A 17961-nucleotide genomic window follows, 5' to 3' on the forward strand; every position below is an offset into this window, starting at 1 on the left:
TTCACGCCTGTTGGCACGGCGATCAGGAACGTCATGAAGGAGAAGAACGGAAGCAACACACCGCCGGTGACGTACATGTGGTGCGCCCACACCGTGATGGACAGGCCGGCGATCGCGATCGTGGCGCCCACCAGGCCCGAGTAGCCGAAGATCGGCTTGCGCGAGAAGACCGGGATGACCTCGGAGACGATGCCGAAGAACGGCAGGGCGATGATGTACACCTCCGGGTGCCCGAAGAACCAGAAGAGGTGCTGCCAGAGCAGCGCGCCGCCGTTGGTCGCATCGAAGACATGGGCACCGAACTTGCGGTCCGCCTCCAGGGCGAACAGCGCGGCCGCGAGGACCGGGAAGGCCAGCAGGACCAGCACACCGGTCAGCAGCACGTTCCACACGAAGATCGGCATGCGGAACATCGTCATGCCGGGCATGCGCATGCAGATGATGGTCGTGATGAAGTTGACGGAGCCGAGGATGGTGCCGAAGCCGGAGAAGGCCAGGCCCATGATGGCCATGTCGGCGCCGACGCCCGTCGTGTGGATCGCGTCCGACAGCGGCGCGTACATGAACCAGCCGAAGTCGGGGCCGCCCTGCGGGGTGAGCAGTGCGGCGGCCGCGATCAGCGAGCCGAACAGGTACAGCCAGTAGGCGAACATGTTCAGTCGCGGGAACGCGACGTCGGGGGCGCCGATCTGCAGCGGCATGATCCAGTTCGCGAAGCCGGAGAACAGCGGCGTCGCGAACATCAGGAGCATGATCAGGCCGTGCAGCGTGAACGCCTGATTGAACTGCTCGTTCGACAGGATCTGCAGTCCGGGACGGGCCAGTTCGGCGCGCATGAAGAGCGCCATGATGCCGCCGACGACGAAGAACGCGAACGAAGTGATCAGATACAGCGAGCCGATCGTCTTGTGGTCAGTGGTGGTGAGCCACTTGATCACCACCGCACCGGGTCGCCGCGCGTGTGCGGTCTCCGAATCCGGTGCCTCGGCGCTCGCCGGCGCGCTCTCCAGGGACGTCATCAGGTAGTCGCTTCCTTGGCCGGTGTACAGGACACGACCACGACTAGCGGACGTCGGGGCGGGAAGCGGGGACACGCGCGCCCGCGCGTCCCCGGTTCCCTCGAATGCAGCAGCGGACCGTCAGTGCGACAGTCGGATGTCGTGCTGTACGACACCCAACGTGTCCTCCACGCTGATCAGTTCGGCCCGCGGCGTGTGCTGGGACGCGGAGATCACCAGGGTGTGAGTGCCCGGGGGCAGCCCCTCGACCGTGTAACTCCCCTGGTTCACCGCGGCCTTGGCGAGCCGCTTGCCGCGGGCGCTGATCGCGGTGATCCAGGCGGGACAGCCCGCGGGGTGCTCGGCGCACTCCACCCGGCCGGTGACACGGGCCCGGCGCACGGGCTCCGGTTCACGACGCTGCTGTGGAGCGTGGGCCTGCGGCGTCGGCGCCGGCTTGGGCGTGGCGGCCGTGCTGGGCTCGGCCTGCGCCTCCGGACGCGGTTCGCTCCAGGCCGCCATCACCGCGCGCGTACGGCGCTGCATCGGGGACGTGGGCCGCTGCGCGGTGCCGTTCCCGGTGGCGACGGGCAGGCCCGCCTGCTCGGCGTACGCGGCGAGTGTCTCGTCGAGGGCGTCGAGTTCGCGCAGCGCGGTGTGCAGGCGCTGGGCGCGCGGGCCCGACCTGGCCGGGGCCAGCTCGCTGCGCAGCTCCCTCAGGAGCGGGCTCACCCTGCGGTACGTGCCCTCGGGCTCGCCGGTCGCGAAGAACCGGTCGAGTTCCTTGAGGGATGCGGTGACCGTAGCGGTGACGAGGCGGGCGCGTTCGACGAGCCGCGGCGGCAGATCCACGTCTATGTCGGCGGCCGAGGCCAGGGCGCGGGCGTGGCCCGTGGCGGAGGTCAGCAGGGCGACGCGGTGCTCGGCCGCCGGGCCGCTGACGCCGACCGGCATGCGCACGAGCGGCTTGGCGACGGACTGCACCTGGAGCAGCGCGGCGTCCACGGCGCGGGCGGCGCCGCGCAGCCGCACCGGGGTGTCGGGCCGCGTCCAGCGCTGCTCGACCTGCGCGACGACCTGGGCGAGTACGTCGACGTAGCCGCGCTCGGCCTCCTGGACGACGGTGCGGCGGGCCAGCGGGAAGATCAGCGCGGCGCAGGCAGTGGCGACGAGGACGCCGATGCCGTTGTCCAGGAGCCGCTCGCCCAGCAGGTGGTCCATGCCGCTCTCGGGCGTGGTCATGGCGTACAGCTGGCACAGGGCGACGACGAGGCCGACGACCCAGACGGCGTAGGCGCGGGCCATGCCCCAGGCGCCGACGGTGATTCCGGCGACGATGACCGTCAGGGTCCAGTAGACGTGGTCGGGGCCGATGAGGTGGACGAGCAGGATGCCGAGGACGGCGCCGACGACCGTGCCGACCATGCGGTGGCCGAACTTCCGCAGCCGCTCGTGGGTGGTGTTGGTGCCGAACAGCGTGATCATCACGCCGACGAGGCCCCAGTAGAAGCGGCCGGGGTCGATGGCGTCGGAGATCGGGACGACGATCGCGGCGGCCACTGCGGCGTGCGCGGGGACCCGGATGTACGGGATGGCGCGGCGCCAGCCGGACTCGGTGGTTCCGGCGAGCACGCGGCGGGTGGGGCCCGCGGAGCCGGGCAGCCGGTTGTTCTCCAGGGCGACGGTCGACTTGAACGGCACCTCGGCCTTGCCCGCGACGGCGCTCGCGCCGAGCGTGAGCCAGTTGTGCAGGGCGCGGGCGAGGGAGTCGAGGAGATGTCCGACGCGGCGCGCGAGCACCGCGGCCTCCACGTCCTCGGTGGAGGCGGCCGGGTCGGCCAGGACCGCCTCGGCCCGTTCCTGGATGTGGGCGGCGGCCGGCTGGAGCCCCTCGGCCTCCCGTATGGGGGTGTCGCGGGCGAGCACGAGGCCCACGGCGAGCGCCTCCCGCAGCTGCTCGGGGACGGGCAGCCGGGTCAGCTCCTGGACTGCTTGGCCGATGCCGCGCAGCGCGAGCTCGGCGTCGAAGAGGTGCCGGTGCAGGAGTTCGGCGGCGTCGGGGTCGGCGGCGACCTCGGGCTGGGCGAGGCGGCCGTCGATGGTCACGGTGGTGATGTTGAGGCGGCGCAGCGAGCGGTCCATGCGGCGCACGGCCCGCTCCTGGTCGGCGTCGGGGTCGACGGCGTCCACGGCGGCGTCGGCGACGCGGCGCGCCTCGACCACGAAGGCGCGCTGGGTGCGCAGCAGGTCCTCGCGGGGCATCGGGTAGCACAGCAGGAGCCGGGTGATGAGGACGGCGGCGGCGGACACCAGGGCGACCGCGAAGGCCTTGCCGACGAGCGCGACGGGGATGCCCGCGAGCATGCCGACCATGAAGCCGTTGAACAGCATCATGCCGGTGAGCAGCAGGAGCGACCCGAACCTGGCGAGCAGGAAGGTCACGGCGAGAGCCGCGATCATGAGCACCATCTGCGGGACGCGCTTGCCGTTCATGGTCGCGCACAGCCACAGCGCGACGGTGTACGGGAACGGCATCCACAGGATGGCGCGGGCGAGGCGGTCCCAGGTGTTCTCCGCGATCGCGAAGGCGCTCATCAGGCCCATCATCCCGGCGACCATCATGCCGATCATGTCGGGGATGCCGAGCGCCTCGGCCATCGCGTAGCCGACGGCGAGCGCCGTCACCATGGCGACGAGGGTGCGCCAGCCGGTCTGCAGCTGACCGAGGCCGGGGTCGGCCGCGAGGACCCAGTCCCACCATCTGCGGGGCCCGGCCACGCGGTGGGGCGCGAGGTCGGCCCCTGGAGAGGCTTCGTTCGCGGCGGTGTGCTGGTCCGGCAAGGTGCCCGGGGTGGTCAACTGGCCTCCGATTCGATGGCGTTCAACAAGACGGCGAGCGCATCCCGCGCGGTGGACACCGCGCGCTCCGGGTCGTCGACGGCGCCGCCCTCGAGCGAGGCCAGCAGGGCGGCGGCCATCCGCTGCCGCCCCGTTTCGAGCAGGGCGCGACCCGCGGGCGTCAGGGACGTCTCGACTGCGCGCCGGTCGTCCTCGCAGCGCCGCCGCTCGACGAGCCCGGCCTCCCCCAGCTTCTGGAGAAGCACGGTGACCCGCGGCTGAGCCATGCCGGTACGGGCGGCGAGCCCTGTCACCCGGGACGGCCCGCCCTCCAGCGCGTCGAGCAGCACGACCTGGCTGCGTGTGAGCCCGAACTCGCCCTCCCGGAAGAGGGACTGCCCGAGCTGGGCGATCCCCCGCAGAAGCCCTCGGGCAGCGCTTTCGATGCGCTGGGCCTCAGTGGCGTCGACGAGCCCCGAAGATAGATGCATATAGAAAGAATATACATGGGACTTACAAGCAGCCGGCGGCCGGGTCGGCAATCGAGCCCCTCCCATAGAGCCCCTGCGGCGATTGAGCAGCGGGGTCCGGGGCAGAGCCCCGCGACCGCACCCCCGTGCAACCGCCCACCCACCATCCGGCGACGTATCCGCCCCGCTCCCGACTCCCGGCGGACGCCCCCCGGTGGGAAAGTCCCCCTATGGACGGGGCCATCCTCGAACGGGACCTCGAGCTGGAACGACTGGCCGACGCCGCCCGGGACGCGGCACGCGGAGCCGGATCGATCACACTCGTCCTCGGCGAGGCCGGTATCGGGAAGTCGTCCCTGGTTCGGGCCCTGCCCTCCGTACTGCCACCGTCCGCCCGCCTCCTGGTCGGACACTGCGACGACCTGGCCACCGGCCGCCCGCTGGGCCCGCTGCGCGACCTCGTCGGCAGCGTGGGCGCCGACCTGGCCCGCGCCGTACGCGACGCCGGTGACCGGCACCGGATCTACGAGGCCCTGCACGCCGAGCTGGCCGGCGCCCCGCATCCCGCGGTGCTCGTCGTGGAGGACGTGCACTGGGCGGACGAGGCCTCGCTGGACGCGCTGCGGTATCTGGTGCGCCGCATCGAGCGGTTGCCCGCCGTGCTCGTGCTCACCTACCGGGACGACGAGCTCGGGCGCGGACATCCGCTGCGACAGCTGCTCGGCCAGGTGTCCAGCGCGGCCCGCGTGCACCGCCTGCCGCTCGCTCCGCTGTCGCGGACGGCCGTGGGCAGCCTGTGCGGGGCGGCCGGGCTCGATGCGGCGCAGGTGTACGCGGTGACGTCGGGCAATCCGTTCTTCGTGGCCGAGGTCGTGGCGGCGGGCGGCACGGGCGTGGTGCCGCCGACGGTGGTGGACGCGGTGCACGCACGGCTGCGCCGCCTCGACGACACGGCGCGGGACGCGCTGGAGCAGTTGGCCGTGGTGCCCTCGGCCGTGGAGCAGTCGCTCGTCGACGCGCTGCTGCCGGGCGGTTGCGGGGCGCTCGCGGCGGCCGAGCAGGGCGGGCTTCTCGTGGTGGCACCGGACCGGGTGACGTTCCGGCACGAGATCATCCGCCGTGCCGTGGCCGACTCGCTGCCCGCGGCCCGGCGGATCGCGCTCGACCGGGCGGTGCTCGCCGCGCTGGTGGCCGTGCCGGGCGCCGACCGTTCGCGGATCGTGCACCACGCGGCGGCGGCCGGCGACCTCGACACGGTGGCGCGGTACGGGCCGCGGGCCGCCCGTGACGCGGCGCGGGCAGGCGCGCACCGGGAGGCCGCCGCGCACCTGCGACTGGTCCTGCGACAGCGCGAGCGCCACGGCCCCGCCGAGCTGGCCGCTCTCCTGGAGCAGTACGCCGTCGAGAGCTACACCATCGGCGACTCGGACGCCGCCGTCGGCGCGCAGCGGGAGGCGGTGGAGCTGCGTCGCGACCTCGGCGAGCCGCGGGCGCTCGGCGCGGATCTGCGCTGGCTGTCGCGGATCCACTGGTGGGCGGGCGACGCGGTGGCTGCGGAGACGGCCGCGCGCGAGGCCCTCGCGGTGCTCGAACGGGCCGGTGACGACCGGCTGTTGGCGCTCGCCCTCAGCAATACGGCGCAGTTGCGGATGCTGTCGGACGCGTACGCCCAGGCCGTCGCGTACGGAGAGCGGGCCATCGCGCTGGCCCACAGGGCGGGCGATCCGGCCATTCTCGCGCACGCGATCAACAACGTCGGTTCGGCGCGTTGGCGGGACGGGGATCCGCTGGGGCAGCGGCAGTTGGAGGAGAGTCTGGCGGTGGCGCTCGAATCGGGCGAGGTGGAGCACGCGTGCCGCGCCTACGCCAATATCGTCTGGTCGCTCATGGACGATCTCCGTTTCACCGAGGCGGACCGGCACCTCTCCCCCGCCATCGACCTCGCCGACCGCGCCGAGCACCTCGGCTTTCTGACGTACCTTCATGTCGAGCTGGCGCTGCGGAAGTTCGCGGCGGGCGACTGGGCGGAGGCCGAGCGGTACGCGCGGCTCGGCGCGGACGTCTTCCCGCCCGCCCGCTGCCCCGCTCTCACCGTCCTCGCCCGCGTCCGGGTGCGGCGCGGCGAGCCCGGCGGCGGTGAACTGCTCGACCAGGCCTGGCGGATCGCGGTCGGCACGGATGAGTTGCAGCGCCTCGGCCCGGTCGCGGCCGCCCGCGCGGAGGCCGCGTGGCTGCGCGGCGACCGGACGGGCATGCGCGTCGCCGCCGAGCGGGTGTACGAGCGGGCCCGCCGGCTCGCCGCGCCGCAGCGCTACGAGCTCGGCTACTGGCTGACCCGGGCGGGCAGGCCCGCACCGCACGACGGGGCCACCCATCCGTACGCGCTCCAGGCCGCGGGCCAGTGGGACAAGGCCGCGGAGCTGTGGCACACGGCAGGCTGCCCGTACGAGGAGGCGGCCGCGCTCGCGCAGAGCCCCGACCCGGCGGTCAAGCTGAGCGCGCTCACCACCCTGGACGCACTGGGCGCGGCGCCGCTCGCCCGCCTGATCCGCGCCGAGCTGCGTGACCTCGGCGTGCGCCGTGTCCCCCGCGGCCCCCACGCGGCGGCGCGCGGCAACCCGGCGGGGCTGACCGACCGTCAACTCCAGGTAGTGCGGCTCCTGATGGAAGGTCTGACCAACGCGGAGATCGCCGGACGCCTCGTCCTTTCCGTGCGCACGGTCGACAACCATGTGCGCGCGGTCCTGGAGAAGCTGGACGCGCCCACCCGCCGCCGGGCCGCCCAGCGGGCGGCGGAGATCGGGCTCACCGCGGCCGGCGAAACGTAGGTACTCAACCGGCCCGAGGTGGGTGTCGTCCACGCATGCCCGACCGCACGCAACGCCCGTAGAACGGGGCGGACGACACCCGATCGACACGGGGGACCGCATGACCAGCACACCCGCACAGGCCCCGCGCCGCGAACTGACTGGATTCCAGGGGACGTTGACCGGACCCACGGACTCCGGGTACGAGGAGGCCCGCGCCGTCTACAACGCGATGATCGACCGGCGTCCCGCGCTTGTCGCGGGCTGCGCCGACGCGGCCGACGTGGCGAAAGTGATCGCCTTCGCCCGCCGCCACGAACTCCCGCTCGCCGTGCGCGGCGGCGGCCACCACGGCGCGGGGCTCGGCACCTGCGAGGCCGGCGTGGTCGCCGACCTGGCGCCCATGAACTCCGTCGAGGTCGACGCGGCCGCCCGTACCGTGAAGGTCGGCGGCGGTGCCACCTGGGGCCTGGTCGACGCGGCGACGCACGAGCACGGCCTGGCCACGCCCAGCGGCATCATCTCCACCACCGGCGTCGGCGGCCTCGCGCTCGGTGGCGGCCTCGGCCACCTCACCCGGCGCCACGGCCTGACCGTCGACAACATCCTGGCGGCGGAGGTCGTCCTCGCCGACGGCACACCGGTGCGCGCGGACGCCGACACCAACACGGACCTGTACTGGGCGATCCGGGGCGGCGGCGGCAACTTCGGCGTCGTCACCTCCTTCACGTTCCGGCTGCACGAGGTGGCCACGGCGGTGGCCGGGCCGACATTCTGGCCCGCCGAGCAGAGCGCCGAAGTCCTCGCCGCCTACCGCGAGTTCCTGCCCGCCGCGCCCCGCGACGTCAACGGCTTCTTCCTGTTCGGGTCCGTACCGCCTGTCCCGCCGTTCCCCGAGGAGCTGCACCTGCGGAAGGTGTGCGGGGTCGTGTGGTGTCACACCTCCGGGGACCCTGAGGCGGCGGACCGCGCCATGGCACCGCTCCTCGGCGACCTGCCCGCGCCGTTGCTGCACGCGGTCGCGCCGATGCCGCATCCCGTGATGCAGTCGATGTTCGACGGCCTGTACCCGCCGGGCGACCAGTGGTACTGGCGGGCCGACTTCGTCCGCGAGATCCCGGACGACGCCGTGGAGCTGCACGCCAAGTTCGGGCCGCAGACTCCGTCCATGCAGTCGACGATGCACCTCTACCCGATCGACGGCGCCGCGCACGACGTCGGTCCGTCCGACACCGCGTTCAGCTACCGGGACGCGCGCTGGGCGAGCGTGTTCGCGGGCGTCGACCCGGACCCGGCCAACGCAGATCTGCTGCGGCGCTGGACGGTCGACTACTTCGAGGCCCTCCACCCGTACTCGGCGGGCGGCGCCTACGTGAACATGATGATGGACGAGGGGCAGGAGCGGGTGCGGGCGAGCTACCGCGGCAACTACGCCCGGCTGGCCCGCGTCAAGGCGGCCCTTGACCCGGACAACGTGTTCCGCAACAACCAGAACATCCAGCCGGACCCGACCGCACGCGACAACGTCCGCCCGTAGCGGGGCGGACCCACGACGCGCCGCCCGGCCCCCGGAAACGTAGCGTGGTCGCATGTGCTGGAGTGCGACGGCCGATCTGGTGGCGGGTGGCGCGATCGCCGCGGTGGGCGTGGGGTGCGTGTCCCGAGCGGCGTGCACCCGGCCGCGGGCGGTGCCGCTCGCGGCGCTGCCGCTGCTGCTCGGCGCGCATCAGATCATCGAGGCGGTGATCTGGAACGACGGCGGTGGCACCGGCCCCGCCGTCCTCGCGTGGGCGGTGATCGCGCTGCCGTTGCTGCCGTTGTGGGTGCCGGCGAGCGTGTGGTGGGCGGTCGCCCCGGATGCCCGCCGTCGGCTGATCGTGCCGCTCGCGGCGGGCGTGGTGACATCGGGGGCGCTCGTGTACGTGCTGGCGACGAGCACGGTGACCGCAGAGGTCCGCGGCCACACGATGGGCTACTCGATCGGCCTGCCGCATGCCGGCTGGCTCCTGGCGGGCTATCTGCTGGCGACGATCGGCTCGCTACTGCTGTCGGGCGAGCGGGGTCCTGTGCTGCTCGGTGTCCTGGCGGCGGTCGTGGCGGCAGTGTGCGCGGCGCTGTGGCGCTGGGAGTTCATCTCCACGTGGTGCGCCGGCGCCGCGCTCTGCTCGGTGGCCCTCTACTGGTGGCTGGGCAACGATTCCCGGAAGGCTGCCGCCAGTCGGTGATCGTCACACAGGGCAGGCCAACGCTCCCCCTCCGCGGAAGGCGGCCCGCATGGTGTCCCGCGTACGTGACAAGGGGTTACGTCTCCTTCGCCCGGACGGTGAGCTCCCCGTCGCCCACCTCGACCAGGATCCGGCCGCCCGCCGCGATCTCGCCGTCGAGCAGCATCCGGGAGAGCCGGTTGTCGACCTCGCGCTGGATGGTGCGGCGCAGTGGGCGCGCCCCGTACTCGGGCTGGTGGCCGCGCCGGGCCAGCCACTCGACGGCCTCGGGGGCGAACTCGATGGTGATGTCCTGGGCGTGCAGACGGCGCCGGGTCTCTTCGAGGAGGAGGTCCGTGATGCGGACCAGCTGCTCGGTGCTGAGCCGCCGGAAGGTGACGATCTCGTCGACGCGGTTCAGGAACTCCGGGCGGAAGTGCTCCCGCAGCGGGCGCAGGACCTGGTCGCGGCGTGCGGTCTCGTCGGCGGAGTCGTCGGTGCGGAAGCCCAGCGCGGTGCCGCGTCCGGCGATGGCCTCGGAGCCGAGGTTGCTGGTCATCACGATGACCGTGTTCGTGAAGTTCACGGTGCGGCCCTGGGCGTCGGTGAGGCGGCCGTCGTCGAGGACCTGCAGTAGGAGTGGAAGCACGTCGGGGTGTGCCTTCTCCACCTCGTCGAGCAGGACCAGGGAGTACGGGTGCCGGCGCACGGCCTCGGTGAGCTGTCCGGCCTCGTCGTGGCCGACGTATCCGGGCGGCGCGCCGACCAGTCGGGAGACGGTGTGCTTCTCCTGGAACTCGCTCATGTCGAGCCGGACCATGCGTTCCTGGCTGCCGAAGAGTGCCTCGGCGAGGGCGCGGGCCAGTTCGGTCTTGCCGACGCCGGTGGGGCCGAGGAAGAGGAAGCTGCCGATGGGCCGGTCGGGGCTGGCGAGCCCGGCGCGGGAGCGCAGGACGGCCTCGGAGACAGCGGTGACGGCCTCGTCCTGGCCGATGACCCGCTCGTGCAGATGCTGTTCGAGGCCGAGGAGGCGCTCCTTCTCCTCCTTGGTGAGGCTGCTGACGGGGATGCCGGTCTGCCGGGACACGATCTCGGCGATGTCCTCGGCGGACACCTCGACGATGTGTCCGTCGCCGGGCTCGGGGTCGCGGGCGCTCTCGATGCGGCCGGTCAACTCGCCGATCCGGTCGCGCAGTTCACCGGCCCGCTCGTACTGCTCGGCGGCCACCGCCTCGTCCTTGTCGCGGGTGAGGTCGTCGACCTCGCGTTCCAGGGCCCGTACGTCGGTGGTCTTGGTGCGGTCGCGCAGGCGCACGCGGGCGCCCGCCTGGTCCATCAGGTCGATGGCCTTGTCGGGCAGGAAGCGGTCGGTGAGGTAGCGGTCGGAGAGGTCGACGGCGGCGAGCAGCGCCTCGTCGGCGTACCGGATCTGGTGGTGTGCCTCGTAGCGGTCGCGCAGGCCGCGCAGGATCTCCACGGCGTCCGCCGCCTGTGGTTCGGGGACCAGGATCGACTGGAAGCGGCGGGCGAGCGCGGCGTCCTTCTCGATGTGCCGCCGGTACTCCTCCAGGGTGGTGGCGCCGATGACGTGCAACTCGCCGCGTGCCAGGGCGGGTTTGAGCATGTTGCCCGCGTCCATCGAGCCGCCTTCGGAGCCGCCGCTCGCTCCGGCGCCGACGACGGTGTGCAACTCGTCGATGAACACGATGAGTTCGTCGGGTCGGGCGCGCACTTCGTCGATGATGTCGGTGAGCCGTTCCTCGAAGTCGCCGCGGTAGCGGGTGCCGGCGACGATGCCGGACAGGTCGAGCGAGACGAGGCGGCGTCCGCAGAGTGTCTCGGGTACGTCGCCGTCGGCGATGCGCTGGGCGAGGCCCTCGACGATCGCGGTCTTGCCGACGCCCGCGTCGCCGATGAGCACGGGGTTGTTCTTGCCCCTGCGGGAGAGCACCTCAATGGTCTGCTCGATCTCCTCGTCGCGGCCGATGACCGGGTCGAGGAGGCCCTGGCGGGCCCGGTCGGTGAGGTCCTCGCCGAAGCGGTCCAGGTTGGGCGTGGCAGTCGTGGTCCACGCCTGCTGGCCGCCGGGCCGGGGTTCGGCCGATCCGGGAGGCGGGGGCTGCGGTGCCGGGTCCGGGGTGAAGCGGACCTGGTTGAGAAGGTGTCCCGCCGCCGAGTCGGGGTTGGCCGCGAGCGCGATCACGATGTGGTCGGGGCCGATGTAGGCCACGCCCGACTCTCGTGCGATCACATGTGCGTCGAGCAGGGCCCGCTTGACCGCGGGAGTCACGGAGAGGGACTGCGGGGTGTGGCTCGGCCCACCGCCGCCGGCGTGCCGGTCGATCTCCCCAGCCAACCGGTCGGGGTCGGCGCCCGCCTGTGTCACGAGGGTGCGGGTGGGTTCGAGGGAGAGCGCGGCCCACAGCAGGTGCCCGGTGTCGAGGTCACCCCGGCCGTGCTCACTGGCGTAGTTCGCGGCGGTGGCGACGAGCTGGCGGGCGGGCCCGCTCATCAGCCTGCCGATGTCGATCTGCCGTCGGCCACCGCCGAGGAACCGCGAGAAGAAGTCGCCGAAGGGGTCCTGTCCGTAGCCGTCGGACCCGGTGAATCCGCTGCTCATACCCATCCGTCCCGGCGTGCCCTGTCCGCGTGCGACAGCGCTGCCACGTTCGACGTCCGTCTGAGGTGCGCGTAGCCCGCTGTGGCGTGGATAAACGTGATGGGCCGTACGAGACGCCGACGACGGGCGTAGGCCCCTCGTGCGGTGAAGGGCTCGGACGGGGCCCTCTCGCACCGGCCACGGGCCACGCCAGGCGTCGGAAACCGACGCCGACGCGACACGGCCCGCGCCGTCAACGACTGCGCACGGACGCCTCGTTCGAGGCGGTGGCCGCACCCGGACCGGTGGAGCCTTGCGGTTCCGTGACGGTGTCCGCGGGCTTGGACCTTGCCAGCCACAGGCCGGTGAACACGGCGGCGGCCAGTGTGATCGCGCCGGCTACGACGAAGGCGCTGTTGAGGCCGGTCTCGAAGGAGGCGCCGCCGGACTGCCGGGTGCGGACGACGGCCCCGAGCAACGCCACTCCGAGCACCGCGCCGATCTGCCGGGTGGTGCTGCTGATGCCGGAGGCGAGGCCACCCTCCTGCGGGCTGACCGCCTGGATCGCGGCGCCCGTCAGCGGGGACATGACCAGGGCGAAGCCGATGCCCGCGAGGCCAAGGCGCCACCACACGTTCCCGTAGCCGGTGTCGGCGTGCACCATTCCGAACGCGAGGAGGCCAAGCCCCGCCAGGGCCATGCCAATGGTGACCACGATCCGGAAGCCGTACCGGGCGGCGAGCCGTCCCGCGTACGGGCTGACGATCACCATGGCGAGGGAGACGGGAAGGGTCTGCAGGCCGGCGCGCAGGATCGAGCTGCCCTGGACGTACACGAAGAACTGGGAGAAGAAGAACGACGAGCCCATGAGCGCGAACCCGACCACGACCATGGCGGTGTTGGACACGGTGAACAGCCGCTGCCTGAACAACCGCAGCGGCAGCATCGGGGCGGGGTGCCGCGCTTCGACGGCGACGAAAGCGGCGAGGAGGACCGCCGCCGCGGCGAAGCTGCCCAGGATGACCGGTGCGGTCCAGCCGCGGGCGCCGCCCTCGATCAGTCCGTAGGTCAGCGCCCCCACCGCCAGAACCGACAGCACCGTGCCCGGGACGTCGATCGCGGGGGCGCCCGGGTTACGGGACTCGCCGAGGTGACGCAGTCCGACCACCAGCAGGACCACCCCGATGGGCAGGTTGACCAGGAAGATGGCGGGCCAGCCGAAGGCCTCCGTCAGTGCACCGCCGGCCACGGGACCCGCCGCCAGACCGATTCCGCTGAATCCGGCCCACAGCCCGATCGCCTTGAGCCGCTCCTGCGGCGCGGGGTGGGCGGCGGCGAGCAGGGCCAGCGAGGCGGGGCTCACCGCCGCGGCCCCGACGCCCTGAAGCACCCGTCCTGCGATCAGCCAGCCCAGCGAGGGCGCGAGGGCACACAGCACCGACGCGGCGGTGAACACCATCACGCCGCTCAGGTACACCCGCTTGCGGCCGAACCGGTCGGCGAAGATGCCGCCGGACAGCAGCAGCATGGCGACCAGCAGTACGTACGCGTCGACGATCCACTGCAAGCCGGTCAGTTGAGTGTGCAGCCGCTGCTGCATATCGGGCAGCGCCGCTCCAACAATCGTGTTGTCGAGCAGGACCATGAACTGGCCCAGGCAGGTGACCGCGAGCAGCACGGTCCGGCTCGATCGACTGCCTACGACCGCAGGCGGTACAGCCATGTGGATTCCTCTCGATCGGTCGCTTTACTAACGCAGCCGTGGGCTGCATTAGGCGACTATAGGGAGGGTCGCCTCACAAACGCAAGTACCGACTGCGTTATGGTGGCGGCATGAACGAGCCACAGCGAGCCCGGCGGCCCGGCGGGCGCAGCGCCCGCGTCGGCGCGCAGGTGCACCAGGCCGTCACCGAGCTGATCAGCGAGCGCGGGTACGGCAACTTCACGGTCGGCGAGGTCGCGGCCCGCGCAGGGGTGGCCGACAGCAGCATCTACCGCCGGTGGGGCAGCCTGGAAACGCTGCTCACCGACGTGGCGCTCACCCGCCTCAACACGCGGTCACCGATGCCCGACACCGGGAGCCTGGCCGGCGACCTGCGTACGTACGCGGCTCAAGTGGCCCGCGAGATCACCGGACCCGACGGGCCGGCGGTGCTGCACCTGGCCGTGGCCCTGTCGAGCAGCGGCCCGCAGGGTCTGGAGGCCGGCGACGTCCTGCGCGCCGAACGCACCCGGCAGTTGGAGTCCATGCTCGATCGCGCCCGCGAGCGCGGCGAACACGCACCCGACGCGCTCGACGTGCTGGACCACGTCCTCGCACCGATGTACATCCGCGTCCTGTTCGGCATGGGCCCGCTCGCCCCGGACTATGTCGAAGGGCTGGTCGACCGGCTGCTCCAGGACCGTTAGGCGCCCTTCGGATAGCGGACGAAGAGGATTCCCTGGACCTCGCCGTCCGGCGCGCCGTAGAGGTGCGGGGCGTCCGCCGCCCAGTGGGCGTGACCGCCGGGTCCCGCGGTCGTGGGTGCGTCCGGCGGGCCGACGACGGCCGTCCCGGCGAGCACCATCAGGCTCTCCGTGGTGCGCGGGACGTGCGCCGCGGACTCCTGGGTCGCCCCCTCGGCGATGGTGACGCGGAAGACGTCGGTGGCCGCGTCCGCGTCCTCGTACCGCTCGATGAGCACCGCGGTGACCGCACTCCCGGAGACACCGGCGGCGCCCGCGCCCACACCGGGCGGCGGGTCGTCGAGGACGGCGCTGAGCGGGCGGCCGAGCGCGGTGGTCAGGGCGTAGAGCGTTTCGAGGGTGGGGTTGCGGCGGCCGGTCTCGAGCTCGGAGAGCGTGCCCTTGCCGACGCCCGAGCGGCGCGCGAGTTCGGACAGGGACAGGCCGCTGCCCTCACGCAGCCGCTTCAGCCTGCGCCCCACTTCGCCACCAAGCCCCATCGCCCGGCCCCCTCCCGCGCCCGTCGGCGCGTGTTGACGTGTCGCCATCCGCGTCCTTAGTGTTCCACAAACAGAACGTTCCGTTCATGGAACGCTTCGCGCGCTCGCTCGACCCTTCGTTCCCCGCCTCCCCCAGCCTTCGGAAGTGACACCCGTATGTCCTCGCTCGCCCGCATACGCGCCCTCGCACCACCCTCGGCCGTGGCGGCGGGGCTCATCGCGACCACCGTCGGTGTGACCAGCGCGGCCGCCATCGTGTTCACCGCGGCGCGGACCGCCGGCGCGGACGCGCGGGAGGTGTCCTCGTGGATGCTGGCGCTCGGCGTCGGCATCGCCGTGACCACCGTGGGCCTGTCGCTGCGCAACAAGGCGCCCGTACTCACCTCTTGGTCGACGCCGGGGGCCGCACTCCTCGCCACGAGCCTGAGCGGGGTGTCCATGGAGAAGGCCGTGGGCGCGTTCGTTTTCAGTGCCGTACTGACCGTGGTGAGCGGTCTGACGGGGTGGTTCGCGCGGCTCATGGACCGGATCCCGGTGCCGCTCGCGTCCGCCCTGCTCGCCGGTGTGCTCCTGGACTTCGGGACGGGGCTCTTCGCGCAGATGGGCGGGCACTTCGGGATCGCGTTCCCGGTGTTCGCGCTCTACCTGCTCGCGCGAAGGCTGCTGCCGCGCTACGCGGTGGTGGTCGCGCTCGCCGGTGGAGTCGTGGCCTCCGTCCTCACCGGTGGCTGGCACCTGGAGCGGGTCCAACTGTCTCTCGCGCAGCCGGTGTTCACCGCCCCCGAGCTCGACTGGAAGGTGCTCATCAGCGTCGGTGTGCCGCTGTTCGTGGTCACCATGGCCTCGCAGAATCTGCCGGGTGTCGCCGTGCTGCGCACCTCCGGGTACGAGGTGCCGATCTCTCCCGTCCTGACCTGGACCGGTGTCGCGCAGGCGGTGCTCGCCCCATTCGGCGCGTTCGGCCTCAACCTCGCGGCGCTGACCGCCGCGATCTGCACCGGCGAGGAGGCGCACCCCGACCGGAAGCGGCGCTATCTCGCGGCCGCGTGGGCGGGTGTCTTCTACCTGTGCGTCGGCCTGCTCGGCGCGACGGTGGCCTCGCTGCTCGGCGCGATGCCGCACGCGCTGGTCCTGGCGGTCGCCGGGGTGGGCATGCTCGCCACGATCGAGTCCGCCCTGGCCGGCGCCCTGTCGGATCCCAAGTCGCGGGAGGCGGCCGTAGCCACCTTCCTCGCCACGGCCTCCGGTGTGACGCTGCTGGGCATCGGGTCCGCGTTCTGGGGACTGCTCGCGGGCGTGCTCACCACGGTCGTGACGTCGGTGGCGCGGCGCCGCCCCACCCCGTCGGCGCCCGCCACCCCGCCGGTCACGGCATCGTCGCGCACACCCGAGCGAACCTCCGCGTGACCTCGGACCACGCCGCGACGGCCGCGCTCTCCTCGGCCACCGCCGCGGCGTGCAGCCGGTCCCGGTCGAAGCCCTGCCGGGCCAGCTCCTCGGCGTCCCATCCGGCGATCCGCGCGGCCTCCGCCTCCGGGTGGAACTGAACACCCCAGGCCCGCTCCCCCACCCGGAACGCCTGGTGCGGACAGGCCTCGGTGGACGCCAACCAGGCGGCGCCCGGCGGCAGTTCCGTTATCTGGTCGACGTGCCGCTCGATCGCGGGAACCGTCCCTCCGAGCCCGTGCAGCAACGGGTCCCCGGCCGCCTCGGCCCGCAGCCGGATCCGCGTGCTGCCGTACTCGGGCCGCCCGTGCTTCCCCCGTACACGGCCGCCCGCCACCTGTGCGAGCAGTTGACCGCCGAGGCAGATACCGAGGGCGGGCGTGCCGCCGTCGAGGGCCTGCGCGGCGAGGCGGCGGGTGGCGGGCAGCCAGGGCGCGCGTGCGTCGTCGTCCGGCAGGAAGCCGCCGCCCAGCACCAGCAACGGTCTGCCGTTCAGTGCCTCGGGCAGCGCCTCACCCTCGTACGGACGCAGTACCTCGGTCGCGAGGCCCGCCTCACGCAGCCAGTCGCCGACCCGGCCGGGGCCGCCGCTCTTGGTGTTCTGCACGACCAGGACGGGAGCAACTGTCGTGGTACTCATTCGCGTTCGCCTCGTTCTGTACGTTTTCCGGGGACGAACCCCGTGTTGATCAACGCAGCAGACCAGCGGGCCGGGTGTCACGTCAACGTTCCCGCGGTCGTCCTACGCTGAGAGTCATGTCAGCACTCGCAGCCGCCGCCACCCGCTTCACCGGCCGCCCGGCCACCGCCGAGCGCCGCCTCTCGTCCCACCTCGGCGAGGTCACCCTCGACGACGGCCGCGTGGTGATGGTGAAGCAGGCCGACGACCCGGCGGCGGTGCGCGCGGAGGCGGCCGGGCTGCGGTGGCTCGCGGCGGCCGAAGCGGTGGCGGTGCCCACGGTGCATGGGTACGACGAGCAGTGCCTGGTCGTCGACCGGGTCGCGGAGGGGCCGCCGAGTGGGGACGCCGCGGTGCGCTTCGGCGAGGGCCTCGCGCGGCTGCACGGCGCCGGAGCCCCGGCGTTCGGTGCGGCGCCGCCCGAAGGGCCGACGGACGCGTACATCGGGCTCGCCCCGATGCGCAATGTGCCGGGCGACGACTGGCCGCGCTGGTACGCCGACCACCGGGTGCTGCCCTACCTGCGCGAAGCCGTCGACGCCGGCACCCTCTCCCCCGCCGAGGCGAGGCCCATCGAGCGGGTCTGCGAGCGGCTGCCCGAACTCGCGGGCCCCGCCGAGCCTTCCCCAAGCTCTCAACTGCGTCCGAGCAGGGGATACCCCATTGCCCGGCTGCACGGCGACCTGTGGAACGGGAACCTGCTGTGGGGCGCCGACGGCGCGGCCCGGCTCATCGACCCGGCCGCGCACGGCGGGCACCGCGAGACCGATCTGGCGATGCTGCACCTGTTCGGCGCGCCGCACCTGGACCGGATTCTCGACGGATACCAGCAGGTCGCGCCGCTCGCCGACGGCTGGCGCGACCGCGTCCCGCTCCACCAGCTCTTCCCGCTCCTGGTGCACACGGTGCTGTTCGGCCGCGGCTACGCCGAGCAGGCGGTGGCCGCGGCCCGCTCCCAACTCACGTAGCGGCTGG

Annotated in this window: 12 protein-coding genes and 1 pseudogene; 6 read left to right on the top strand and 7 right to left on the bottom strand. The window is 72.8% G+C overall.

Annotated elements, in window-relative coordinates; translation table 11 throughout:
- The 3 genes and pseudogenes from ACWD2L_RS29870 to ACWD2L_RS29880 form a co-directional block, all read right to left on the bottom strand.
- Positions 1-950, bottom strand: a pseudogene (locus tag ACWD2L_RS29870) (cytochrome c oxidase subunit I); the annotation flags it as partial.
- A 189-nt stretch (positions 951-1139) separates the two neighbouring features.
- Entirely contained in the window at positions 1140-3857 is a 2718-nt protein-coding gene (locus ACWD2L_RS29875; protein ID WP_451192311.1) for an FUSC family protein, read from the bottom strand.
- On the bottom strand, positions 3854-4327 hold the full coding sequence (locus ACWD2L_RS29880) for a MarR family winged helix-turn-helix transcriptional regulator (RefSeq protein WP_451192315.1): 474 nt from the start codon (positions 4325-4327) through the stop codon (positions 3854-3856). The genes ACWD2L_RS29875 and ACWD2L_RS29880 overlap by 4 nt, the downstream gene beginning before the upstream one ends.
- Before the next feature lie 209 nt (positions 4328-4536).
- On the opposite strand from ACWD2L_RS29880, the gene ACWD2L_RS29885 reads away from it, so the two are divergent.
- The 3 genes from ACWD2L_RS29885 to ACWD2L_RS29895 all read left to right on the top strand — a co-directional run bounded on the left by ACWD2L_RS29885 (position 4537) and on the right by ACWD2L_RS29895 (position 9338).
- Positions 4537-7134: an ATP-binding protein gene (locus ACWD2L_RS29885; protein ID WP_451192318.1), complete on the top strand. Its 2598-nt coding sequence runs from the start codon at positions 4537-4539 to the stop codon at positions 7132-7134.
- Positions 7135-7234: 100 nt separating this feature from the next.
- Positions 7235-8650 carry an FAD-binding oxidoreductase gene (locus ACWD2L_RS29890; protein ID WP_451192320.1) on the top strand — a complete coding sequence of 472 codons (1416 nt, stop codon included), beginning with the start codon at positions 7235-7237 and terminating at the stop codon, positions 8648-8650.
- A 52-nt stretch (positions 8651-8702) separates the two neighbouring features.
- Positions 8703-9338 (top strand): DUF6629 family protein, encoded by a 636-nt coding sequence (locus tag ACWD2L_RS29895; RefSeq protein ID WP_451192323.1) that lies wholly within the window; start codon positions 8703-8705, stop codon positions 9336-9338.
- A gap of 76 nt (positions 9339-9414) precedes the next feature.
- Here ACWD2L_RS29895 and ACWD2L_RS29900 read toward each other — a convergent pair whose 3' ends face one another.
- Entirely contained in the window at positions 9415-11937 is a 2523-nt protein-coding gene (locus tag ACWD2L_RS29900; RefSeq protein WP_451192326.1) for an ATP-dependent Clp protease ATP-binding subunit, read from the bottom strand.
- A gap of 232 nt (positions 11938-12169) precedes the next feature.
- Positions 12170-13639 (bottom strand): MFS transporter, encoded by a 1470-nt coding sequence (locus ACWD2L_RS29905; protein WP_451192329.1) that lies wholly within the window; start codon positions 13637-13639, stop codon positions 12170-12172.
- Between the two features lie 110 nt (positions 13640-13749).
- Here ACWD2L_RS29905 and ACWD2L_RS29910 point away from each other — a divergent pair, with 110 nt between their 5' ends.
- Positions 13750-14325 (top strand): TetR/AcrR family transcriptional regulator, encoded by a 576-nt coding sequence (locus ACWD2L_RS29910; protein WP_451192332.1) that lies wholly within the window; start codon positions 13750-13752, stop codon positions 14323-14325.
- Here ACWD2L_RS29910 and ACWD2L_RS29915 read toward each other — a convergent pair.
- A complete protein-coding gene (locus ACWD2L_RS29915; RefSeq protein ID WP_451192585.1) occupies positions 14322-14861 on the bottom strand; it encodes a helix-turn-helix domain-containing protein in 540 nt (179 codons plus the stop codon). The two genes, ACWD2L_RS29910 and ACWD2L_RS29915, sit on opposite strands and share 4 nt — an antisense overlap.
- A gap of 156 nt (positions 14862-15017) precedes the next feature.
- Here ACWD2L_RS29915 and ACWD2L_RS29920 point away from each other — a divergent pair, with 156 nt between their 5' ends.
- Positions 15018-16268: a benzoate/H(+) symporter BenE family transporter gene (locus ACWD2L_RS29920; protein ID WP_451192335.1), complete on the top strand. Its 1251-nt coding sequence runs from the start codon at positions 15018-15020 to the stop codon at positions 16266-16268.
- Here ACWD2L_RS29920 and ACWD2L_RS29925 read toward each other — a convergent pair.
- On the bottom strand, positions 16228-16947 hold the full coding sequence (locus ACWD2L_RS29925; RefSeq protein WP_451192338.1) for a type 1 glutamine amidotransferase: 720 nt from the start codon (positions 16945-16947) through the stop codon (positions 16228-16230). The genes ACWD2L_RS29920 and ACWD2L_RS29925 overlap by 41 nt on opposite strands.
- A 116-nt stretch (positions 16948-17063) precedes the next feature.
- On the opposite strand from ACWD2L_RS29925, the gene ACWD2L_RS29930 reads away from it, so the two are divergent.
- Complete coding sequence (locus ACWD2L_RS29930) at positions 17064-17954, top strand: fructosamine kinase family protein (protein WP_451192341.1); 891 nt, start codon at positions 17064-17066, stop codon at positions 17952-17954.
- Positions 17955-17961 lie beyond the last annotated feature (7 nt).

The sequence above is a fragment of the Streptomyces sp. NPDC002754 genome, from assembly GCF_053592315.1.

Coding starts and splice junctions, on each gene's coding strand:
- ACWD2L_RS29880 (WP_451192315.1), bottom strand. CDS start 4,327: ATGCATCTATCTTCGGGGCTCGTCGACGCCACTGAGGCCCAGCGCATC.
- ACWD2L_RS29885 (WP_451192318.1), top strand. CDS start 4,537: ATGGACGGGGCCATCCTCGAACGGGACCTCGAGCTGGAACGACTGGCC.
- ACWD2L_RS29890 (WP_451192320.1), top strand. CDS start 7,235: ATGACCAGCACACCCGCACAGGCCCCGCGCCGCGAACTGACTGGATTC.
- ACWD2L_RS29895 (WP_451192323.1), top strand. CDS start 8,703: ATGTGCTGGAGTGCGACGGCCGATCTGGTGGCGGGTGGCGCGATCGCC.
- ACWD2L_RS29900 (WP_451192326.1), bottom strand. CDS start 11,937: ATGAGCAGCGGATTCACCGGGTCCGACGGCTACGGACAGGACCCCTTC.
- ACWD2L_RS29905 (WP_451192329.1), bottom strand. CDS start 13,639: ATGGCTGTACCGCCTGCGGTCGTAGGCAGTCGATCGAGCCGGACCGTG.
- ACWD2L_RS29910 (WP_451192332.1), top strand. CDS start 13,750: ATGAACGAGCCACAGCGAGCCCGGCGGCCCGGCGGGCGCAGCGCCCGC.
- ACWD2L_RS29915 (WP_451192585.1), bottom strand. CDS start 14,861: ATGGGGCTTGGTGGCGAAGTGGGGCGCAGGCTGAAGCGGCTGCGTGAG.
- ACWD2L_RS29920 (WP_451192335.1), top strand. CDS start 15,018: ATGTCCTCGCTCGCCCGCATACGCGCCCTCGCACCACCCTCGGCCGTG.
- ACWD2L_RS29925 (WP_451192338.1), bottom strand. CDS start 16,947: ATGAGTACCACGACAGTTGCTCCCGTCCTGGTCGTGCAGAACACCAAG.
- ACWD2L_RS29930 (WP_451192341.1), top strand. CDS start 17,064: ATGTCAGCACTCGCAGCCGCCGCCACCCGCTTCACCGGCCGCCCGGCC.